The organism is Paenibacillus xinjiangensis (genome assembly GCF_059686975.1).
This window is the reverse complement of the sequence record NZ_JCAALS010000008.1, coordinates 26,243-47,051: the sequence shown is the minus strand read 5'-3', so window position 1 is coordinate 47,051 and position 20,809 is coordinate 26,243. Positions and strand designations below refer to the sequence as shown.

The 20,809-nt window shown below is 48.2% G+C and carries 18 protein-coding genes; 14 read left to right on the top strand and 4 right to left on the bottom strand.

The window, feature by feature from the left end; translation table 11 throughout:
• Nucleotides 1-18 precede the first annotated feature (18 nt).
• The 8 genes from AC6ESP_RS10030 to abc-f all read left to right on the top strand — a co-directional run bounded on the left by AC6ESP_RS10030 (nt 19) and on the right by abc-f (nt 11,101).
• Nucleotides 19-4,956, top strand: coding sequence for a DUF4132 domain-containing protein (locus AC6ESP_RS10030; protein WP_497096579.1), 4,938 nt, complete (start codon nt 19-21; stop codon nt 4,954-4,956).
• 133 nt (nt 4,957-5,089) lie between these two features.
• On the top strand, nt 5,090-5,926 hold the full coding sequence (locus AC6ESP_RS10025; protein ID WP_497096578.1) for a PPK2 family polyphosphate kinase: 837 nt from the start codon (nt 5,090-5,092) through the stop codon (nt 5,924-5,926).
• A 41-nt stretch (nt 5,927-5,967) separates the two neighbouring features.
• Nucleotides 5,968-6,642: a M50 family metallopeptidase gene (locus tag AC6ESP_RS10020; protein ID WP_497096577.1), complete on the top strand. Its 675-nt coding sequence runs from the start codon at nt 5,968-5,970 to the stop codon at nt 6,640-6,642.
• A gap of 167 nt (nt 6,643-6,809) precedes the next feature.
• On the top strand, nt 6,810-7,193 hold the full coding sequence (locus AC6ESP_RS10015) for a MarR family winged helix-turn-helix transcriptional regulator (protein WP_497096576.1): 384 nt from the start codon (nt 6,810-6,812) through the stop codon (nt 7,191-7,193).
• A gap of 36 nt (nt 7,194-7,229) precedes the next feature.
• Nucleotides 7,230-7,526, top strand: coding sequence for a putative quinol monooxygenase (locus AC6ESP_RS10010; protein ID WP_497096575.1), 297 nt, complete (start codon nt 7,230-7,232; stop codon nt 7,524-7,526).
• A 130-nt stretch (nt 7,527-7,656) separates the two neighbouring features.
• On the top strand, nt 7,657-8,814 hold the full coding sequence (locus tag AC6ESP_RS10005; protein WP_497096574.1) for a glycerate kinase: 1,158 nt from the start codon (nt 7,657-7,659) through the stop codon (nt 8,812-8,814).
• Between the two features lie 118 nt (nt 8,815-8,932).
• The gene (locus tag AC6ESP_RS10000) at nt 8,933-9,076 is read left to right on the top strand and encodes an RAxF-45 family protein (RefSeq protein ID WP_497096573.1); all 144 of its coding nucleotides are present in this window, start codon (nt 8,933-8,935) and stop codon (nt 9,074-9,076) included.
• 123 nt (nt 9,077-9,199) lie between these two features.
• Nucleotides 9,200-11,101 (top strand): ribosomal protection-like ABC-F family protein, encoded by a 1,902-nt coding sequence (gene abc-f / locus AC6ESP_RS09995; protein WP_497096572.1) that lies wholly within the window; start codon nt 9,200-9,202, stop codon nt 11,099-11,101.
• Nucleotides 11,102-11,157: 56 nt separating this feature from the next.
• On the opposite strand, the gene AC6ESP_RS09990 is transcribed toward abc-f, so the two are convergent.
• Nucleotides 11,158-12,363: an MFS transporter gene (locus AC6ESP_RS09990; protein WP_497096571.1), complete on the bottom strand. Its 1,206-nt coding sequence runs from the start codon at nt 12,361-12,363 to the stop codon at nt 11,158-11,160.
• Between the two features lie 127 nt (nt 12,364-12,490).
• Here AC6ESP_RS09990 and AC6ESP_RS09985 point away from each other — a divergent pair, with 127 nt between their 5' ends.
• Entirely contained in the window at nt 12,491-13,288 is a 798-nt protein-coding gene (locus AC6ESP_RS09985) for a helix-turn-helix domain-containing protein (protein ID WP_497096570.1), read from the top strand.
• An 81-nt stretch (nt 13,289-13,369) separates the two neighbouring features.
• On the opposite strand, the gene AC6ESP_RS09980 is transcribed toward AC6ESP_RS09985, so the two are convergent.
• The 3 genes from AC6ESP_RS09980 to AC6ESP_RS09970 all read right to left on the bottom strand — a co-directional run bounded on the left by AC6ESP_RS09980 (nt 13,370) and on the right by AC6ESP_RS09970 (nt 15,748).
• Nucleotides 13,370-14,038 (bottom strand): PspA/IM30 family protein, encoded by a 669-nt coding sequence (locus tag AC6ESP_RS09980; RefSeq protein ID WP_497096569.1) that lies wholly within the window; start codon nt 14,036-14,038, stop codon nt 13,370-13,372.
• Nucleotides 14,039-14,075: 37 nt separating this feature from the next.
• A complete protein-coding gene (locus AC6ESP_RS09975; protein ID WP_497096568.1) occupies nt 14,076-14,291 on the bottom strand; it encodes a PspC domain-containing protein in 216 nt (71 codons plus the stop codon).
• A gap of 212 nt (nt 14,292-14,503) precedes the next feature.
• Nucleotides 14,504-15,748: an MFS transporter gene (locus AC6ESP_RS09970; protein WP_497096567.1), complete on the bottom strand. Its 1,245-nt coding sequence runs from the start codon at nt 15,746-15,748 to the stop codon at nt 14,504-14,506.
• A gap of 475 nt (nt 15,749-16,223) precedes the next feature.
• On the opposite strand from AC6ESP_RS09970, the gene AC6ESP_RS09965 reads away from it, so the two are divergent.
• The 5 genes from AC6ESP_RS09965 (at nt 16,224) to AC6ESP_RS09945 (ending at nt 20,717) form a co-directional block, all read left to right on the top strand.
• Complete coding sequence (locus AC6ESP_RS09965; RefSeq protein ID WP_497096566.1) at nt 16,224-16,880, top strand: TetR/AcrR family transcriptional regulator; 657 nt, start codon at nt 16,224-16,226, stop codon at nt 16,878-16,880.
• On the top strand, nt 16,880-17,386 hold the full coding sequence (locus AC6ESP_RS09960) for a DUF4188 domain-containing protein (protein ID WP_497096565.1): 507 nt from the start codon (nt 16,880-16,882) through the stop codon (nt 17,384-17,386). Before AC6ESP_RS09965 ends, AC6ESP_RS09960 begins: the two co-directional genes overlap by 1 nt.
• Nucleotides 17,387-17,545: 159 nt before the next feature.
• Complete coding sequence (locus tag AC6ESP_RS09955) at nt 17,546-18,067, top strand: GreA/GreB family elongation factor (RefSeq protein ID WP_497096564.1); 522 nt, start codon at nt 17,546-17,548, stop codon at nt 18,065-18,067.
• Nucleotides 18,064-19,209, top strand: a complete 1,146-nt coding sequence (locus AC6ESP_RS09950) for a family 43 glycosylhydrolase (RefSeq protein WP_497096563.1) — start codon at nt 18,064-18,066, stop codon at nt 19,207-19,209. Before AC6ESP_RS09955 ends, AC6ESP_RS09950 begins: the two co-directional genes overlap by 4 nt.
• 287 nt (nt 19,210-19,496) lie before the next feature.
• The gene (locus tag AC6ESP_RS09945; protein ID WP_497096562.1) at nt 19,497-20,717 is read left to right on the top strand and encodes an outer membrane lipoprotein-sorting protein; all 1,221 of its coding nucleotides are present in this window, start codon (nt 19,497-19,499) and stop codon (nt 20,715-20,717) included.
• Nucleotides 20,718-20,809 lie beyond the last annotated feature (92 nt).

The window sequence follows — 20,809 nt, the reverse complement described above, 5'->3', positions numbered from 1 at the left end:
GCGAAGGAGGCTAACAGGATGGAAATAGAAGGGAAGAAGCTTTTTTTTCAGAAAATGAAGGAGAGATCAGTTGCTCTTACAGATACAGAGCGCAGCTTGGCGCTTAAGCTTGTCGACATGAGCGAGATCGGGTATGTAGACAATAATGAGGCTATTGATCTGCTGAATGGATTAGCAGAAGGGCAGGATGAACGCCTGTTCGAGCCTCTTCTCACCGTTATTGACGAGCTTCTCGATGAACCGTATGCGCTGGCTTTCAGGCATATGGCTGAACATGCTGTCGAATATCCCTATAGTAACGGCTATATGCGCAGGCCTTTCCGTACAGCAGAGAAGCGTGTCCATCTCCCTGCCTTGCTAGGCCGATTGATATCTTTATTTTATATGAATTGCGCTGGCTTCAGGGTAATCGATTATTTGACGAAACCGAATTATATTGCAGATAACAACTTTCAATACCAGCTTAAGGCTGTTCCTTATCTTATCGCATATGAGATTGATAATGGTAATGAAGAGGTGCTTGCAGCTCTCACAGAAATTATATATGGAGACAACAATACGGCGCTGCTGTCTCGTCATATGCTGAGCGGGATGTTCCTCAGCCACAGCGAGGAAGTATACCGAATGGCCGGTGAGCTGCTCGTAGCAGCAAGGCTGCAGGAGGGGCTGCGGCAGAGCATTGTGGAGTCGATGGATGAGGGGACGATTAAGGCCATGCAGCACATGCTGCAGGTTATTATCGAGCATGATCTTATTCGCTACAGCTCTGTCGTTCGTGCACTGGATGTATGGACGGGACTTGGTCTGGAAGCCGCTCATGCTAGAGTTGCCAAGCAGGTTATCCAGTATGCTGCAAGCTGCCTGACGGATCAGTCTGTACGAGAAGAATGGCTGAAGAGCGACAACGTGAACCAGCTCTATATGAGCTTATGGGCGTATGCGGTTCATGAGGAGCAACAGCTGTATGAGCACATCGGCTCCTTAATGGCGAGTACAGAGGATTATCGTAAAATTACTGCTCAATATATGCTTGCTCAGAGTCAGAATGATGATGTTCGCTTCTCTATTGCCAAGGATTATCTTCATGAGCCTAATCAGGAACTGCAATATTGGATTGTAACGAATTACACCTATGATTATTCTCACAGCTGGGAGAGCGTAGATGGGGATTATAAGACGAATCTAGTTGTGAATAGAACCCCGTTGCTAGAAGATAAAGCGGTTAGAAGAAGGCAGTTCGAGCAGTTCGGACAGCTGCTGGCAGCTAAGCCGCAGAAGGAGCAGACGATCCGCTCACAGGTGTTTGATTGGCTTAGTGTGACTTATACGTCCGACATTCTCGTGAGAAAAATGCTGTATTTGGCTTCCTATGATAGGGATGAACAGTGGATCGCAGAGCTTATTGCCATCAAGGATTCGCTCAGTCCTGATCTTCGGGGGGAGCTGCTCAAGCATTTCTTGAATGAGGCAGCAAGCCGTGAGCAGAGAAGCTTCATCATTGCGAGCCTATCGGATAAGAGCATGAGCAACCGCGAGCTTGCTGCCCGGAAGGCGATGGAGCTTGATTTGCATGAAGAGGAGCTGGAGCATGTAGTGGCTATGCTTAAGCTCAAGACAGGTTCTCTAAGACAAAGTGCAATTGGTCTAATTCTCAAGCAGTCCGCACACCATCTGGAAGCGGTTCTGGGACTGCTGCTGCGGAGCCGCAACGAGCTGCAGCGTCTTGCAGCGCTGGAGCTGTTGACCGAGATGAAGGAGCAGCCCTCGCAGGTCGAGCTGTTTACCGCATTGAAGGATGAGGTTGATACGTTTGATGCTCCTACAGATAAGGAGCGGCTGCTCATCGCGAAGCTTAAACAGCGCGAATCCTATTCAGCGAGCAATGGCTTCGGCTTGTTTGATCCTGCACTTGGTGCGCCTGAGCTTACGGCAAGAGAGAAGCTGCCGCTATCCGCTCTGGAGGAGGGGAAGCGTTGCTTCAACTTATCGGTACAGCAAGTAAAGGACTTTATCTATGGTCTATCAGACTTGATACATGAGCATCGTGAATACGAATACGAGATTCAGGATTATTCAGGAGCGAAGCAGTCGCTGCTTCTTGGTGCGAGATTGTCTACATTCAACTGGAGCTATTATTCAGAGGAAGAGAAGACACCGCCTCTGGAGCGATATCCGCTAACGGATGTGTGGAAGGAATATTTGGAGAAAAGCGGCTTCGGAGAGGCAGAACTGCTGCAAATCGACTTTTATAAGAATATGAAAACAATCTATGGTTATTATTCAGGTACTCTTGAGCGCTGGAGAATGAATGACTTTAAGCCGGCAGAAGGCTGGAGAGCAGAGCTGCTGGAGAATTTGCACCCCATGGACAATATTCGGGAAGTGCTTGAGCTCATTAAGCAAGTCCCTTACGAACAGCAAGTGAATGAGCTGCTTGAGGCATATGCCGAGCAGAGCGGCAAGGAGGATAAATTCCAGATTGCGTATCACGTTCTGAATTTAATGATTCAATGCTTTCCTGAAGATCGACTGGAAGAGGAGAGCGAGCTGCTTAACCTGTTTGCAAGCTACTGGAGCAGATGCCTCCGTGACAGTGTGCATGATGATGAATCATTTGCTGACGGATTCCGAACGTCATATAAGATATACGACATGAACCGATATCAGCAATTCAATCCGTCATTAGAGGACCTGGGCAGAGCATACCGACAGGGGATTATTGATGATAATCTGTTGTATGAGGAGCTGCTCGTTCGAGACAGGAGCAATGTCCATCATATCAGACAGCTTACAAGTCCGAATAACAAGCTGCTAGAGAAGTACCCGGAGCTTATCCCGCTCAAGGAGCAAACCATTCAGCGTATTATGGAAATGGAACTCAATCGCGGTGATCTGGCTACGGAAGTGTCGAACCTCGCAACCAGTATCCAACAGATTGAAGGAATGAATTATTTTCTAGCTATACTTGGAGGGCTGGATAAGGAAGCGTTCGTGCGAGGGTACATTTATGGATATGGCAAGGATATTACGAAGAAAGAAACGTTCAGCCATTTGTTGAAGGTGTGCCATCCCAAGCCAGACGAATCCGCAGAGCTGCTGCGTGAGCTGCTTCAGGTGAGGGGGATATCCGATCTAAGATTGCTTGAGGCTGCCATGTATGCGCCGCAATGGGTGGAGCTGATATCCGAGTATTTGGGCTGGAATGGGCTTAGGAGTGCTGCGTGGTATTTCCATGCACACATTAATGAATCCTTCTCAGCGGAGAAAGAGACGATTGTTGCTCACTATTCGCCCATATCTCCAGCAGACTTCAATGATGGCGCCTTTGATATTCATTGGTTCCGCGAGGCCTATGCTGAGCTTGGTGAAGAGAGATTCAAGCTCTTGTATCAATGTGCCAAGTATATATCTGCGGGAGCCAATCACAGGCGTTCCCAGCTGTTCGCGGATGCAGTCCTTGGTCAATTGAATGCGAAGGAGCTGAGAGAATCTGTTGCAGAGAAGCGGAACAAGGATCATCTGCTCAGCTATAGCCTAGTTCCACTTGCTGAGGGACCAGAGCGTGATCATGATGTACTGGAGCGATATACGTTCATCCAGCGCTTCCTGAAGGAGAGTAAAACCTTCGGAGCACAGCGCAGAGCTAGCGAAGGGAAGACGGCAAGCATAGCGCTGGACAATCTCGCGAGAAATGCCGGCTATGCGGATGTGATCCGCTTGACCTGGGATATGGAAGGGAAGAAGCTGGATGAGCTGCTTCCTTACTTCGAGCCCTTCCAGCTCGAGGATGAGCTGACGGCACAGCTTGTGATTGGGGAGGATGGACATTCGGCTATTGCCTTATATCGTAAAGGCAAGGAGCTTAAATCTGTTCCAGCAGCATACAAGAAGCATGACTATATCAATGCGCTCAAGGAAACGAAGTCTGAGCTGACTGATCAGTATAGGAGAGCTAAGGCAGAGCTTGAGCGATCGATGCAAGCGGGAAGTGCCTTCACGGTACCAGAGGTCAGCAAGCTGATGAATAACCCGATTATTGCTCCTTTGGTTAGAATTCTCGTATTTAAGGCGAATGAGCATCTTGGTTACTTCGAGGACGGCTTGCTTATTGCTGCTGATGGGCAGCGTTATGCAGTAGGAGATGAGGAGCAGCTGCTTATCGCGCATCCTCTTCACTTGTATGCGAGTGGTCAATGGAGCTTGTATCAGCAGGATTTGTTCGACAGACAGCTGAAGCAGCCGTTCAAGCAGGTGTTCAGAGAGCTTTACTTGCCGAACGCCGATGAGCTGGCAAGCGGCTCGATATCCCGCAGATATGCAGGCCATCAGATTCAGCCGCGCAAAACGGTCAGTCTGCTCAAAGGAAGAGGCTGGACAGTTAGCTACGAGGAAGGCTTGCAGAAAGTGTTCTATAAGGAGAATGTCATAGCCAGCATCTATGCGCTTGCCGACTGGTTCTCTCCGTCGGAGGTAGAGAGTCCGACGATAGAGGCTGTTCGATTCTATGATCGCAACACATACGAAGGGTTGGAGGTAGCTGATGTGCCCGGCTTGATTTTCTCGGAGGTCATGCGGGATGTTGATCTGATTGTCAGCGTAGCTCATGTTGGCGGTGTTGATCCAGAGGCGAGCTTGACGACTATTGGTATTCGTACGTCTATCGTTCGTGAGTCACTGCGTCTGCTGCGAATCGATAATGTCAGGCTTGAGGGCAATCATGCCCTTATTGCCGGCAAGCTGGGCGAGTACAGCGTTCATCTTGGCAGTGCGGTTGTTCACAAGCAAGCTAGAGGAGCACTGTCCATCATTCCGGTTCACTCGCAGCATCGAGGCAAGATATTCCTGCCGTTCATGGATGAGGATCCGAAGACAGCAGAGATCGTATCGAAGATCATACTGCTCGCACAGGATACGAAGCTGAAGGACCCGCAAATTTTAGCGCAGCTTCAAAGCTAGTTGCAACGTATAATAGAGGGAGTCTGCAACTGTGCAGGCTCCCTCGCTTCCTTAGGAGGCACAGGCAAGCACCAAATAGACCTTCAGCATTTGAGCCATACTACTAATAATATGATGATAAGGAGGCAGGAAGATGCCTAATCGCTACCAATTGCCACGCCAGAAAAAGGTGGATCTACAAGAAATCGATACGAAGGATACAGGGAAGCATCACGGTAAAGAAGAGGTTGAAGAGGAGATGCTGGAGCTGAGGGAGGAACTGCAAAAGCTGCAGGAGAAGCTCGCTGCTGGCAGAGAACAGGCTTTACTCGTTATTTTTCAAGGGATGGACTGCAGTGGCAAGGATGGGGTAATCAAGCGTGTGTTCTCAGGTCTTAACCCGCAAGGCATATCAGCCCACAGCTTCAAGACTCCGACAGAAGAGGAGAGTAAGCATGACTTCCTATGGCGATCGCATCGGCATGTACCGGCTCTGGGGCAAATCTCCGTATTCAACCGTTCCTATTACGAGGAAGTGCTTATAACTAGAGTTCACGGTTCGATTAAAGATCAAGAAGCGAAGCGGAGATTCAAGTCTATTAACCATTTCGAGTCGCTGCTTGAAGGCAGTCAGGTGAAGGTTGTCAAAATCTTTTTACACATATCGAAGGACTTCCAGCTTGAGAAAATAAAAATCCGTATGGAAGACCCGAGCAAGAATTGGAAGTTCGATCCGAGTGATCTGGCCGAACGTGAGCACTGGGATGCATACACCAAGTATTATGAGAAAGCGATGGAGAAATGCAGCAGTGCTGCCCCATGGCATGTCGTTCCGTCTGACCACCGCTGGTATCGTGACTATGCCGTTCTCCGAATTGTGGTGGAAGCGATGCGTTCCATGGAGCTGAAGAACCCGGAGCCTAATCCTGCCGTTATGTCGTACTGGAAGCAGCTTGAGGTCTCAGCTGTTGAAGCGCCTAAGGAAGGATAAGCGGGAAGAAAGAGGGGATTACAATCGGGTCTTGGTTCAAAATGGCTGTATTTATGCTCATCACAATATTCCTAACCAGGTTCATTCCATTCTCGGAGTTCTTCCGCAATGTGAATACGCTTGTTCATGAGCTGGGACATGCTGCTGTTACGCTGCTGCTTAAGGGTGATGTCATGCATATTTATTTGTATGCGGACCAGAGCGGGGTGACGTATACCATGTACTCCGATCCTTGGATGGCGATACCGATCTCCTTGGCTGGATATACAATGGCTTCATTATTTGCACTGCTGCTGATCGTTCTGCACGCTAACGCTAGAGAAAGGCTCGGCCTTGTCATCATTGCTGTTCTAACGGTAGTAGGGCTGGCACTATTCGTCCGGAATGGGTATGGAGCAGCATGGTGCGCAGGCTTCACTCTATTGACGATTCTAGTCTGCTATGCGCCACCTTGGCTGCGTAATGGCTATTATATGCTTATCGCTTTTATCTGCTTAGTGGAGTCCGTTGTCAGCTCCCTAGTCGTTGTGATGCTTGCCGTGAATAAGCCAAGCTCTGCTGGTGATGCAGCTAATCTTAGTCAGGTGACGGCTGTTCCTGCACTGGCGTGGGCTATTCTCTTCGCTGTTTTCTCTTTATGGTGTGCCAAAATATCGGTTTCCATCCTATTCAAGCATGGTTTCGGTAAAAGAAAGTCTCGTACAGCTCAGTATTGAAGACTGAAGACTACGCTAGTATTGTGCCAAATTCCAACAGTACTTGATTTACGAACAATCCTCCTATATGATTGACCTATCAAACATTGATGTATCAACGAATAGGTGCTAGGAGGTTTACTTTGACCGACTTAAATGGAGATGAAGGTTATTTATTTGAAAGAATAATGCATCTGAACAAACAGATGGGTCTTACATTTGAGCGCTGCACAGGTATTAGTCCATCGCGCCTGCGTCTTTTGTGCCACCTTCATCAAGTTCAAGAAATCAGTCAATCCGCTCTTCAAAAAGAGGTTAACATAGATGGTGCTGCTATTACCCGCCATCTTAAGCAGTTAGAGGCAAGCGGAATGGTCCTAAGGCGTAATAACCCCGAGGACAACAGAGTTTCACTCGTCCAGCTGTCGGATCTAGGACGTGAACAGCTCGTGACTCTAGAAGAAGAGAAGCAGAAATTTATCTCTCAGCTTCTCGCTGGCTTCGATGAGCAGGAGCGAACCGTTCTTACGAAGATGGTTAATCGTATGCTGGACAATATTAATATGTACTAAACGGATTACAAACAACATCTGGAGGATGATGACATCATGATTATTATTCACGCTAAGCTGGCCGTTAACCCTGACAAACAAGAGCGATTCCTGGAGGAAGTTAAATCTCTAGTTGCAGCATCCCAAGCAGAGGAAGGCAATGTGTCTTACAACCTAATGAAAGATACAGAACAAGACAATTTGTTTGTAATGGTTGAAGTGTGGAAGGATCAAGCAGCTGTTGCAAGTCATAATGCAAGCAGCCATTTCTTAGGATTCGTAGGACAAGCCAAAAGCCTCTTAGCAGCTCCGCTTGATGTGACTGCTTTTGAAGGCCAGGCTTTGCCGCTTTAATATAGGGTTGAAACTTAAGCATAGAGGGAGCCTTCGGGCTTCCTCTATTGTCGTATATAGGAAAAGGCTATAATAGGTACAACGAATGTTTGCAGCAAGCTGGTGAAGGGAGCGTGTTAAGGATATGCCTATGAAGGTCGTTATTGCTATTGATTCGTTCAAGGGAAGTGTGACCTCAACAGAAGCAGCTCATGAGATTGCTGAAGGGGTGCGTGAGGTATACCCGGATGCTGACATTGTTGCTCTGCCTATCGCGGACGGCGGTGAAGGCATGGTTGAAGCACTTGTCCATGCGACTGATGGTGTATATAGGAGAATGACCGTTCAAGGGCCGCTTGTGGAGCAGCAAGTAGAAGCTGTCTACGGCATACTCGGTGATGGGGAGACAGCTGCGATAGAGGTCGCTGCTGCCTGTGGTCTGCCTCTCGTTCCACTACAAGATCGTAATCCCCTTCTTACGACAACCTATGGTGTAGGAGAGTTAATTAAGGATGCGATTAATCAGGGTATTCGTAAATTTATAATAGGGCTGGGTGGCAGTGCAACTAATGATGTAGGGGTTGGCATGCTGCAAGCGCTAGGCATCCGGTTCACCAATGAGGCTGGAGAGGCGGTTGGGTTCGGCGGGCAATATTTGAGAGAGATAGCCACAATAGATGCTGCCAAGAGTTGTCCCGAGCTTGTAGACTGCGAATTCCGCATTGCATGTGATGTCCGTAATCCACTCTATGGGAAAGACGGGGCAGCATTCGTGTTCGCGCCACAAAAAGGTGCTGATGACAAGATGGTCCGTGCACTAGATGAAGGGCTAGTTCATTTCGCCGAGCAGCTCAGTCAGCAGCTGGGTAAGGATATCCGCGATATACCGGGTGCGGGAGCAGCAGGCGGTCTTGGAGGCGCATTCGCTGGACTTCTGAATGGCCAGCTGCTTCCAGGCACCCAGCTAGTTCTGAGTACCATCGGTATGGATGAGAAGCTAAAGGATGCCGATCTGGTTATTACAGGAGAGGGCAGGCTGGATGGACAGACCTCGATGGGAAAGGTGCCGCTAGGAGTAGCGCAGCTTGCGCAGAGGTATGATATTCCAGTGATTGCGTTAGCAGGTAATGTGGAGAGTGAGGCGGAAAAGGCTTTGTATAAGCATGGAATTACCGCTTGCTTTTCTATTATTAGCGGTCCTATGGAGCTTGAGGTTGCGATGCAGCCTGAGGTGACCAAATACAACCTGCGCAATACGACAGAGCAGATCTTTCGTACATGGCAGGCGGCAGCCGCTAGGTTAAAATAATAAAATTAACAATGGGATTAGCCCCAAACACTTTATCATTCTGGAGCTGCTAATAGATTTGAAATTGGCTGTTAATTGTGTTATTTTTAGAGGAATGAATCAGAAGGGGGTGAGGTAGGTGAATCACGAAATGGTCAATAACCGTATTAGCCAGCTGCCAATAGCTATGGCTGGCATCGTTCATACTTTTCACGTCAACGGGAGAGGTCTGTCCATTTATGCTAATACGGTTGAACCATTCGCGAGAAGACGCCTACCTTAACCACTACGGATAGCTATTGTATCTGAAGGGTCGCGGGTCTGTTGCCGCGGCTCTTTTTTGTTATTTTATAATGGGTAATCGTACCTGGTAAGAGGGTCTTCCGCCATTAGGAGGATCTTAACGATGATAATTGTGAACATACAGGATATTAGAAAATATAACGCAGACCGGCTGGTTTTGGACGGTGTAACGCTGCAAATTCAGGCTCATGAAAAAGTTGGATTAATTGGTCGTAATGGATGTGGGAAGTCGACCTTGCTCCAGCTAATAGCAGGCTTCGAGCAAGTAGATGATGGATTGCTGACCGTTAAAAAAGAGATGGCTGTAGGGTATCTCCCCCAAATTCCTGCCGAGTTCGAGCAGATGACAGTCTATGAGGTGCTCGCTCATAGCTATAGGGAGCTGCTTGCAGACCAGCAGGAAATGCGAGTGCTCGAGCAGCAGATGTCGGCCACAGGTACGGTGGATATCGAGCGGCTCCTGAATAAATATGCAATGCTTCAAGAGCGCTTCGAGCGTGGAGGCGGCTACGAAATCAATGTCAGCATGGATCAGGTTGCGAGTGGCTTGCAGATCGACAGTTCTTGGTACGATAGAAGCTTCGATAAGCTCTCTGGCGGAGAGAAGACACGGGTTGTTCTAGCCTCGCAGCTGATTGGCAGCCCGGAATTACTGCTGCTTGATGAGCCGACGAATCATCTGGATCTCAAGGGTATCGAATGGCTCGAGCAATTCTTGCAGAACTACCAGGGTGCTTGCCTGATTGTATCGCATGATCGTCATTTCCTAGACGTAGTGAGCAGAACAATCATTGAGCTTGAGGATGGTGAGGCTTACACGTATCACACCAATTACACCGGCTACATGAAGGAGAAGGAAGAGCGGCTTCTTCAGCAGTTCGCACACTATCAGGAACAGCAGAAGATGATCAAAAAGATGAATGAAACGATCCGCAGGCTTGAGGACTGGGGACGAATGGGTGATAATGAGAAGTTCTTCAAGCGTGCAGCCTCAATGCGCCGAGCGCTTGAGCGTATGGAGAAAGTGAAGCGGCCAATGATGGAGCAGAAGACAGCTGGCTTCGAGCTAAGTCCTCTAGATCGATCAGGCCAAAGAGTCATTACGTTCGATGAGCTCTATAAGAAGTATGACAGGAGCTCTATATTGTCAGGGGCACAAGGCAGCTTACTATACGGAGAGAAAGTTGTACTGCTAGGTGACAATGGCTCTGGGAAAACAACGCTCCTCAAGCTGCTGGTTGGAGAAGAGGCGGCTGACAGCGGCTCAATTGTACGAGGCTCTAGGGTAGAGATTGGCGTACTTGCACAGCAGGAGCCAGTCAAGGATGGACGGCAGACCATTCTGGATTATTTCTGTAAGGAAGGCATGATCGAAGAAGGGGAAGCCAGGCATCTATTGGCCCAATATTTATTCTATGGCGCAGATGTATTCAAGCGAGTAGGGAGTCTCTCCGGAGGGGAGTGGTCCAGATTACGACTGGCTGTGCTGGTGAGGAAGAAGCCGAATCTGCTGCTGCTCGATGAGCCGACGAATCATTTGGATATCGCTTCACGCGAGGCGTTGGAGGAAGCGCTGACCGATTTTCCAGGGACGGTGCTGGCTATATCCCATGATCGCTATTTCATTAATCGGCTGGCGAAGCGGGTGTGGGTGCTGAGACAGGGCAAGCTGGCTCATTATTTAGGGAATTATGATGATTACAGGGAGGAATGGCAACGGCAGCAGGCTGATTCACCGACCATGCCAGCAGATAAGAAGAAGCAAACAGTATTAAAGACTGATGCACGGCAATCCTCTATTAATAGAGTCTCTGAACGGCGGCTTCAGCAGCTGGAGAGTGATATTGCAGCGCTAGAAGCGTCTTTGAATGAGCTGGATGAACAATTGCAGCAGCTTAATGCAAGTGGCGATACCGAGCGATTGGAAGTCTGCTGGCTTGAACGGGAGAGGCAGCAGGCTGAGCTTGATCATTGGCTGGAGCAGTGGATGGAGCTATCTCAATAGCAGGATGAGGCAAGAGACAGTCGAGGTGATGGGGCTGTCTCTTGCTGTAAGGTGCGTTATTTCTGCATAATGGTGGAGTCTTTAGGGAGCAGCAATGCGAACAAGCCAAGCAGCGGAAGGAAAGAACAAACCTTAATGATTAGCTCTACTCCGTAGGAATCGATCATCGCGCCCATTATTACAGAGCCTAATCCGCCAAGCCCGAATGATACGCCAAAGAACAAACCGGCGATCGTCCCGACATGGCCGGGGAGCAATTCTTGTGCATATACGAGAATGACAGAGAAGCCGGACATCAGGATGAGGCCGATGGCCATGCATAGCAGGACTGCACCAGTTGGACTTGCGTAAGGCAATAAGAGCGAGAATGGTGCTGTACCTAGAATGGAGAACCAAATAATTTTCTGGCGACCAAAGCGGTCAGCCAGCGGCCCGCCTAAGAAGGTTCCAGCCATGCCCGCGAATTGGAGGGCAAACAAGCACATTTGGGCGCTTTTGAGCGATAGGTCATATTTCTCCATATAATAGAATGAATAGTAGCCGCTCATGCCTGCTAGATATACGAATTTGGAGAAGAGCATGAGAACTAGGATAGCTAGCACGTATACGATAAATGCTGTGCTGAATCTGGATTTAGGGGCAGTCTTGCTGGTCGTCTTTGCGACTGTCGGTTTTACTTGAGCTCGATACCATTTGCTGATACGTGCTTGCAGAGCAATTCCGATGATGGCAAGCAAGGTGAACCAGAGAAACCCATATTGGCCTTGCGGGCTTATAATATAGGCGACCATTAGCGGTGCCAGCGCTTGCCCTGTATTCCCGCCTACCTGGAAGATCGATTGGGCGAAGCCTTTGCTCTTGCCGGCTGCAAGATGTGCGACTCGTGACGATTCAGGGTGGAGGACGGAGGAGCCGATGCCGATGAATATAGATGCAAGCAGCAAGTATCCAAGTGACGGAGCGAAGGCTAGCCCAATCATCCCGAGCAGTGTAAATAGCATTCCAAGCGGTAATAGACTTGGCATCGGCCTTTTATCCGTGTAATATCCGATTAGAGGCTGCAGCACAGAGGCTGTGATGTTCAAGGTAAAAGCAACCCAGCCTATTTGTGCGAAGCTCAAATCCAGCTTTTGCTGGAATAATGGAAATACGGCCGGTACGACAGATTGCATCGCATCGTTTAATAGATGAGCCACGCTTACACCCAGCAGAATGGTAAAAGCGGTGTTGTTGACGGTAGCGACCGCCGCTCTTTGTGACATAGTGATAACTTCCTTCCTAATCGAATGTTGCTCTAATGCTACTACATAGCGATCGAATGCGTCGTCGTGAAAGTTGCTGGTCATTTGAGCAAGATTAGCTATAACGAAAGAAACAGGTGATACAAAAGTGCAAATCCAATTAACGCTGCCACAGGTCGAAATTGTTCAAATTGTTAACCGATTCGAGAATATCCCTCATGTGCATGACGGGCATTTCCAAATGACAATTCCGACGCACGGAACCTGCTATTTCATGCATGATCATAAACAGATCGAGCTCTCCGCTGGAGACGCGCTGCTGCTTCATCCCAGTGATAGGCATTGCTTTCATATGGGAGATGATTCCGGTGTTATTATTGCAATCGCGAAAGGGCTTCAGGTCGGTGGTCCTATGCACAGGGATGAATCAACGCTAAGAAAGTGGATTGAGCCAGGAGTCATCAAAGCACATTTTCGCAAATGGATGGAGTCAGCCTTCGAATATCCGTTCGGGGAAGCGCTGGCTGCACAAGAATCGGAGGCTCGCATTCTAGATGATCTGCGGCAGCTCCTGTGGGGGGCGAATGAGGCGAGGCAGGAAGAGACGCCGCTAGTCCGGCAGGGCTTCGCGGATCTGCATTTGTCGAGGGCGATGGAGTATATCCGCTCACATTACAAGGAGTCGATCAAGATCGACGATGTAGCTGCAATTGCGCTTCAGAGCAGGTTCCATTTCATTCGTTCGTTTAAATCCGCAACTGGCTATACGCCTTATCAATTTGTGTTACATCTGCGAATGGAGGAAGCCAAGTATTTGCTCAAAAAAACGGCTTATACGGTGACAGAAATCAGCTTGAAGCTGGGCTTCTCTACCCCAAGCCAGTTCTACCGTGCATTCGAGAAAACGGTCAGAACAACACCCGAGCAATACCGGAGCAGGGCGTGATATGCGAAAAGGTACCCACACGCTGTACACTTACGATAAGTGTCCAGGGCATGGGTACCTTTTTTAATTTATTTTCATAGACTAGCTGTTAGATTTTTTGTTCAGAAGCCGCTGCAGCTCTTCATCCACACGTGCATTACGCTGCTCATTCTGCTGATTCACGCTGGAGTAGCTGGTGTCTGCTCCGGAGCGGCCTCTAGCCAGCTCATTAAAGGCTTCTTTCTCCATCAGCTTTTGCTCGATCCTCTCGAACCCTCTGGATGCATCACTTCCATGCAGTGAGCTCGCGGAGGAATAGCCAGAATGGCTATCTGTTTGCCGAACGCGAGTAAGCAGCTCAGTACGCTTGCCTTGAAGCCTCGTCTTGTCTTCTTTCAATAGCTCTACTCTTAGGCTGAGCTCAGTGACGGCCTGCCCCGCGAATTCCTTCAGCTTCAAGGTCTCCTCCACTTGTTCCGCATACAGAAGCTTCGCTTCAAGTGCCATCCGTGCATCCGCTTCGCGATCCTCAATGGCCGCTTGCTCCGCTTTATTCTCGTAGTAGCTGACTTGCTCGCTTAGTTCATTGTGTTTGGCCTGCAGCATTCTCTCTTGCGCTTGCTGCTGAACCAGTGTGCGCTCTGTGCTTGCGATTTCGTCGTCCAGATCCCGCAGGTAATGATTAAGCATCATAACCGGATTTTCCATTTTGTCTAACATTTCGTTAGCGGCTGCCTTCGTAATATTAACTACACGTTGTAAAATTCCCATTTGAATATCTCTCCTTTAGAATCGTTTTCGTTATGGATTAATAATGATCGGCATATGTGAAGGTGCTGCTGCTTGCTTTTGGTACGAATATCGTTGCGATGAAGTAGGCGAGAATAACGCCTCCGAAGCTGAAGAATGCAGCAATGACGACTAGAAGCCTGATGATGGTGGAATCAATGCCTAGCCACTGACCGATACCTCCGCAAAGGCCGGTTAGCTTACTATCCGTTGTGGAGCGAAATAATTTTCTCATTAATGAAATCATCCTTTCCTGCGGTTCATCTTATGTCCTTATTGTAGAGCTTTCCTGCTGCTCTCGTAACGGTCCTCAGTCTGTTTAGGGTACTGGTCTTTAGGCGGGGATCGCCTGCGACGGATGACGGGGAGAGGCTAGGACTGCTTGTTGCGCACAAAAAAACCGGGATGTCCGCATCTAGGCGGAATCCCGGTTGTGTGGCGTAACATCTATTTGCTTAGAACGGTTGAAGTTGTTGCTGTTGTGTTGGTAGGGAAGGCCGAGGTTGTCCCATGCTTCGTGAACATAAACAGTATGCCTCCGATCAGCAGTAGAACTCCTGATAAGTAGAAGCCAATTTCGATATTACCCATACGATCTGCTAAGTAGCCGGTAATGTACGGGGCGAATATGGATGATAGCATGCCTGCGAAGTTGAAGAAGCTGAATGCTCTTGAGTACATATGGTCAGGCGTAATTTCGGCGATGAATGAGATGAGAATCGGGTCAAGAGCCAGCTTGCCCACAAGACCATAAATGACTAGCCCTACAATCATCAGGGAGTAGCTTTCTGCGTAAGGAATAACGAATTGGCAGATGGAGCCGAGCAGGACGAGAATTAGGATGAGCGGCTTTTTGTTTTTCATCCGATCGGACAAGTAGCCGAACAAGATAGCTCCAGGAATAGATGCCCAAGGTACGAGTGAGGAAATAATACCTGTCTCAGAACCTTCTAGACCACGTGAGCTTTGCAAGTAATAAGGAAGCCATGTCAGCATGCCGAAAAATCCGTACAGCGAGCAGAAAATGAGGATGTAGGTGAAAATGTGGTTTTTCGTGAACAGCAGCTTCATGCTGCCTCGCTCTGTTTTAACCATTGCAGCTTGGCGTTGTTCCTTCGTGCGATCGTCTTTTACGAATATGGCAATCAGTATAGCGACTACCACTGTGAGAGAGCCGAATAAATAGAAGGTGAACTGCCAGCTTAATTCTAATGTATAGGTGAAGTAACTGGAGGCGATGAATCCAAGGGAAATACCAATGGCCATACCACTGTTGATGAAGGCAGATGACAGCCCTCTATATTTCTTAGGAATGGAGCCCGATGTGATGCCGTATACGGGACCGTAGTAAGTTCCTTCACCTAGTCCAGTTAGAGCTCTAATAGCCAAGAAGATGACAAACCCTGGGGCGAAACCGCTAAGTATCGTTCCAATTCCGAATAGGATGTATCCGATAACCAGTACCTTGACCCTGCCGAAGCGGTCGGCCAATATACCAGCGGGTATTTGCATAGCAGCATATGTAATGAAGAATACGGTAGACATTAGACCCAAATCTGTTGTTGATAGACCCCAATCTTCTCCAATTACGCTCATTACAGGAGATAGAATGTTGCGATCGGCATACATAAAGGTCCAACCAAGCGCGAATAAAACGATTAGAAGAATAGGATTGTTTGTTTTGTTGTTCATCTTGTTAGCCTCCGACAGTGTTATGTAATGTGACTTGAAAAGCAATGTTCTGTTTCAACATCCTAAGCTCGGGTCGACTCCTGCGATAGGGATGAATAAAACAATCTCATTCGAACGATGTGTAACTTAAGTATCTCTGCATGTAAGTATTACTAACATGTCGACAATATATCACGTCACTTAACATGACGTCAATTCTAAATTATCAAAAAGAAAGTTTTTTTTATTATTAGCGACTAAATCGAATGAAATAATGATATGGACTGTATGATTTATCGATTAATCGGGATTGTGGCTTGCGGAATGATAATAAAAGGGTGGGGTGCAATGCGAAATGTAGTCCAATAGTAGGAGTGATGTGCTTAGGTGAACAGGAATGCCACAATGCTATTTCTTTAGTTTGACAAAGTAAGTTAACTCATGTTAACTGATGTTAGATGCGACTTTTCAATTATCTCTAAGGAAGTGACAAATCTTGAATTTCTCATCCGAATATTCGCTGAGGGAGCTGAACAAGGCCCACTCCAAAATAGCATTCTACAAAGCAGCTCTATCCTTAATCGAGAACCATATGTTCAGTGAATTGAAGCTGAATGATATATGTGACCAAGCAGGGTTCTCCCGCGTTACTTTCTTCAAATTGTTCAGGCAAAAAGAAGATTTGCTCGTCTATTTCATGCGAATATGGCTGACGGAACGAGTGATTGAAATCTCCATGGACAGCCTGCGAGGCTTCGCTGCAGTCAGGCATCTTCTAGGTAAAGTAGCTGAACAGACCTGCTCGAACAAAGGATTGATGCCCAGCCTAATTTCTTTCCTTGCGGGAAAAAACATGCATCCTGATATGCCAGAGCTGTCTCCCGCGGAAATAAGCCTGCTCTTCCCCGAGTATCAGGAGATGGCGTCGGAATCGCCCGATATGTATGTGCTTTTTCACCAATGCATGACAGAGGCTGAGCAGGATGGACGGCTTAAGCCATCGTTAACGGTGGAGGCTAGCGTCCAGCTTTTGTTCACTATTTTTTACGGTGCATTTTTGACTGCACAGCTGTATGGTACGACTAATATTGCAGCGGTTTATGAGACACATTTGCTAGTGCTAGAACAATCGGAATTAGTGGAGGCGGAATGATGAGCAGAGTAGTTGCAGGAAGATATACCGCGCAGATGGAAGGGTCTTTCGTTGTGTTTGTGATTGGTATGAGAATTAATAAATTAAGGAAGGTCCACAAATGGCTTCCCACCGTAATGGCCATGAACCCCATGATGAATGAGCTGTATCGCAATAAGGAATTGGGCTTCTTGAGCGCGAGTTTTCACTTCTCTTGGCGAGGCATATCGATTATTCAATATTGGAGATCCTTCGAGCAGCTGGAGCGTTATGCCAGAACAGCAGACCACCATATGAAGGCGTGGCGTGCATTCAACAAAAGTATCGGGACGAGCGGTGATGTAGGCATCTATCATGAATCTTATCTAATTGAGGAGGGGCGTTACGAGTGTGTGTACAACAACATGCCCGTCTATGGACTGGCTAGTGCGGGTGCCCATGTTCCTGCTACTGGAAATAAAGAAACAGCCAGCAGAAGGCTCGGCCGTCATAATGAGCCGGCCGTTCCGACTCCTCCGAAGTCGTAATAACGAATTATTAGCTGGACATATCTATTACGTTTGATAAGCTTGGTATAAGGTCTCTATTGCGGAGGCCTTATATTAGTTTAGGAGGAGAAAATATGAGAAAAGCAGTAGATTGCAGCTGTGAAATTAGTAATGTCCGTATGGGGGGAGAGGTTTACTATGAACCTTAGTATCAATTTGTCTCTTGCAAGAGAGCAGCTAGTCGCACAGCTTGTCCTGTTAGGTGAAGAGAAGAAACGTTTTCTCGATAACTATTACATGATGCCTGGAAAAGAACGAGTGGCGATGAGCGACTTCCTTGCCTTGTATACGGAGACGCTGCAAAAGCTTCTATCCACCGCAACAACGCCAGAGAAGCATTATTCAGACACGCTTGCGGATGAGGAGCTTCGTACTGTAGTACTTATTGGCAGTCATGTTACCATCAAGTACCCTGACTATGATACACAGGATTCCTTCACGATTGTCCTCCCCGAGCACGCTGATGCGAACGAAAACCTCATTTCGTTTTTGTCACCCGTAGGAAGCCAATTGCTTCTCGCCCGTGTGGGAGAGATGATCTCTGTTGATACGCCATCGGGGGCGTATCGTGTTCTTATCGCCGCAGCCTCGTTTTCGACAGGCAGTACCTCCGTCATTGGAGAAATGGCAAGCGGAGCTAAGAGACAATTAAGGAGATGAAGCAGTTGTCCACCTCTTCAACTATAGAAATACACGTATCCACCACCATAGGCAAACACCCTGTCCTTCCTGCAACTATCGACACAGGCGATGGCAGCAAGACAGCCGTTAGCTGGGAGCCAATCAAGCCTGGGGAATACGGGGTATCAGGCACATTCGCGGTACACGGAGTACTGGCCGGAAGTGGAAGTGAGTTTCCGAACCCGCTTATTTTGAACCGGGCTGATCCCTATATTCTCAAGCATACAGACGGTTATTACTACTTCACCGGCACCGTGCCTGAATATGACCGGATTGTACTGCGCAGATCGCAAACGCTTATAGGTCTAGCTACAGCAACAGAATCGGTCTTATGGACCAAGCATGCATTTGGAGAGATGGGCAACCATATTTGGGCACCGGAGCTGCATCATATAGATGGGAAGTGGTACATCTATTTTGCGGCCGGAACAGCGGAGGATAAGTGGGCGATTCGCCAGTATGTACTGGAAAGCGGAGCGGAAGATCCCTGCAAGGGAGATTGGCACGAAAAAGGGAAAATCATCATGAACTTCGAGAGCTTCACGCTCGACGCGACTACCTTTGAAGTAAACGGAATCCGATATTTGGCCTGGGCCCAGATCGATGAGGTTTCCAATCTCTATATCACACGAATGAGTAATCCTTGGACAATAGAAGGCGCGCAAGTATGCATCGCCTCCCCGATGCTGGAATGGGAACAGCATGGTCATAAAGTCAATGAAGGCCCTTCTGTGCTTGTCCGGAACGGCCGCGTGTTCATGACTTATTCGGCAAGTGCAACCGATGACCGATATTGTATGGGGTTGCTAACCGCTTCAGTGTCCAGTGACCTGCTCAACCCAGTATCTTGGACCAAATCGCTGAAGCCGATATTCAGGAGCAATCCGGCAGCCAGTGAGTTCGGTCCAGGGCATAACAGCTTTACACGTGATGAAGAGGATATTTCGGATATACTCGTCTATCATGCGCGCTCTTATAAGGAAATCGTAGGTGAGCCGCTGTATGATCCTAATCGGCATGTACGTATCCAACGCATGGACTGGAATGAAGATGGAACGCCCAAGCTCGGCTTTCCTGGACATCATACAGGGCAGGCAGTATGTATGGTTACAGTTGAATAAATCTTCCGATACTTCGGAGGATGATGAGCGGGGTATATAAAGTGCTTATTGACAGGGGGAGCCTCCAATGGGGGCTCCCTCTCTTATTGACCAGCTTGCTTCGTATCAATTATCTAGAAGCCCGCCTTAGTTATGAATATTCCCGCGCAGGACGCGGTCTCTCGGTTCTCAGGGATTCTCACTCCGAATTAAAATTAAGCCAAGCATTGCCAGTCCGCATAAATGTCCAAGTTCCCTCATAGACATGTTACCAGTTGGAAAAACATTGTGAAGAGGGGATGATTTACATGCGTCGCATTACATGGGCCGCGGCATTACTGTTAGTGTTCTCAATTGTTTTGTCCGCTTGCGGGACGAAGGACGCCGAGTCCGTGGTCAAGGAGCTCGACAAAGTAGTTAATGGTATGGAAAGCTATCAAGGAACCGGGACGATGACTCTGCACACCGGGCAACAGCCGCTGACATACGATGTCGAGGTTTCTTATCAGAAGCCGCAATATTATCGGATTAAGCTGACTAACGCAGAGAAGGATATTACACAAATTGTGCTTCGTAACGATGATGGCGTATTCGTGCTTACTCCCCGCTTGAACAAAGTGTTCCGGTTCCAGAGCGACTGGCCGCAAAATCAAGGGCAAGTGTATTTATACCAGACGTTAGTACAGAGCATCATTCTTGATGGATCACGGCAATTCGCAGTAGACGAGAATGCTTATGTATTCGATGTGATGGCTAATTACAACAATGGTTCACTTGCTCGTCAGAAGATTTGGCTGAATAAGTCAGATTATAAGCCTGTACATGTTGAGGTTAGCGACTCTAACGCAGCAGTAATGGTAGAGGTGGATTTCAAAACCTTCGAATTCGGACCGAAATTCGATAAGAGCGCCTTCGAGACAGAAGCGAATATGAAGTCTTCACCATCCAGCGGTGGAACAGGGGATCAGGCAACGATCGCTGAGCCAGATGACAATGCGACGAACAATGGCAGCAACGGCAGTGACAATGCTGCTGCGACGAACGAAGAGCCGGATAACGCATCAGGCAACACAGAGACAGATGTCGACACAGATCCAGATGCGGGCGGCAGCAACAATGGCAGCAATAATGTTGTTAACGAGGAAGAGGATGAGGAAACGAGTGTACAGCCAGATGATGCCCCAGCGGATGCTTTGCAGGCGATGGCTCCAACGTATCTTCCAGACGGAGTCGTATGGCTCGACAGCACGGACATTGTATTCGGCGGCAACCCAGGCATGCTGACTCGTTATTCTGGCACCTTCGATTACTCGCTCATTCAGACACAGCCGCATGACCAGGCTGCTTCATACAGCAGCGGACTTTTTCTTGATCTTGGCTTCACGATTGGTGAGCTGAGCTCAGGTGAGGAGCAGCAGACGCTGACTTGGACCTACGAAGGGCACCAGTTCCGTCTAACAAGCGCGACACTGCCTGAGTCCGAAATGATCAAAATTGCACAGTCCGTCCAAGCGGATATGGATAAATAGCTGTAACAGAATTACCAAGAGGTACTAGCCGAATCTGGCCGCCATTTCATTGACAGTCTAAGCAGGAGCGTATAACATTATTGCTATTGATG

What these genes read in the sequence shown, in the direction of transcription:
- AC6ESP_RS10010 (WP_497096575.1), top strand. Translation starts at nt 7,230, where the DNA reads ATGATTATTATTCACGCTAAGCTGGCCGTTAACCCTGACAAACAAGAG.
- AC6ESP_RS10020 (WP_497096577.1), top strand. Translation starts at nt 5,968, where the DNA reads ATGGCTGTATTTATGCTCATCACAATATTCCTAACCAGGTTCATTCCA.
- AC6ESP_RS09955 (WP_497096564.1), top strand. Translation starts at nt 17,546, where the DNA reads ATGAACCTTAGTATCAATTTGTCTCTTGCAAGAGAGCAGCTAGTCGCA.
- AC6ESP_RS10005 (WP_497096574.1), top strand. Translation starts at nt 7,657, where the DNA reads ATGAAGGTCGTTATTGCTATTGATTCGTTCAAGGGAAGTGTGACCTCA.
- AC6ESP_RS09960 (WP_497096565.1), top strand. Translation starts at nt 16,880, where the DNA reads ATGAGCAGAGTAGTTGCAGGAAGATATACCGCGCAGATGGAAGGGTCT.
- AC6ESP_RS09980 (WP_497096569.1), bottom strand. Translation starts at nt 14,038, where the DNA reads ATGGGAATTTTACAACGTGTAGTTAATATTACGAAGGCAGCCGCTAAC.
- AC6ESP_RS09970 (WP_497096567.1), bottom strand. Translation starts at nt 15,748, where the DNA reads ATGAACAACAAAACAAACAATCCTATTCTTCTAATCGTTTTATTCGCG.
- AC6ESP_RS09945 (WP_497096562.1), top strand. Translation starts at nt 19,497, where the DNA reads ATGCGTCGCATTACATGGGCCGCGGCATTACTGTTAGTGTTCTCAATT.
- AC6ESP_RS10025 (WP_497096578.1), top strand. Translation starts at nt 5,090, where the DNA reads ATGCCTAATCGCTACCAATTGCCACGCCAGAAAAAGGTGGATCTACAA.
- AC6ESP_RS10030 (WP_497096579.1), top strand. Translation starts at nt 19, where the DNA reads ATGGAAATAGAAGGGAAGAAGCTTTTTTTTCAGAAAATGAAGGAGAGA.
- AC6ESP_RS09950 (WP_497096563.1), top strand. Translation starts at nt 18,064, where the DNA reads ATGAAGCAGTTGTCCACCTCTTCAACTATAGAAATACACGTATCCACC.
- abc-f (WP_497096572.1), top strand. Translation starts at nt 9,200, where the DNA reads ATGATAATTGTGAACATACAGGATATTAGAAAATATAACGCAGACCGG.
- AC6ESP_RS09990 (WP_497096571.1), bottom strand. Translation starts at nt 12,363, where the DNA reads ATGTCACAAAGAGCGGCGGTCGCTACCGTCAACAACACCGCTTTTACC.
- AC6ESP_RS09975 (WP_497096568.1), bottom strand. Translation starts at nt 14,291, where the DNA reads ATGAGAAAATTATTTCGCTCCACAACGGATAGTAAGCTAACCGGCCTT.
- AC6ESP_RS10015 (WP_497096576.1), top strand. Translation starts at nt 6,810, where the DNA reads ATGCATCTGAACAAACAGATGGGTCTTACATTTGAGCGCTGCACAGGT.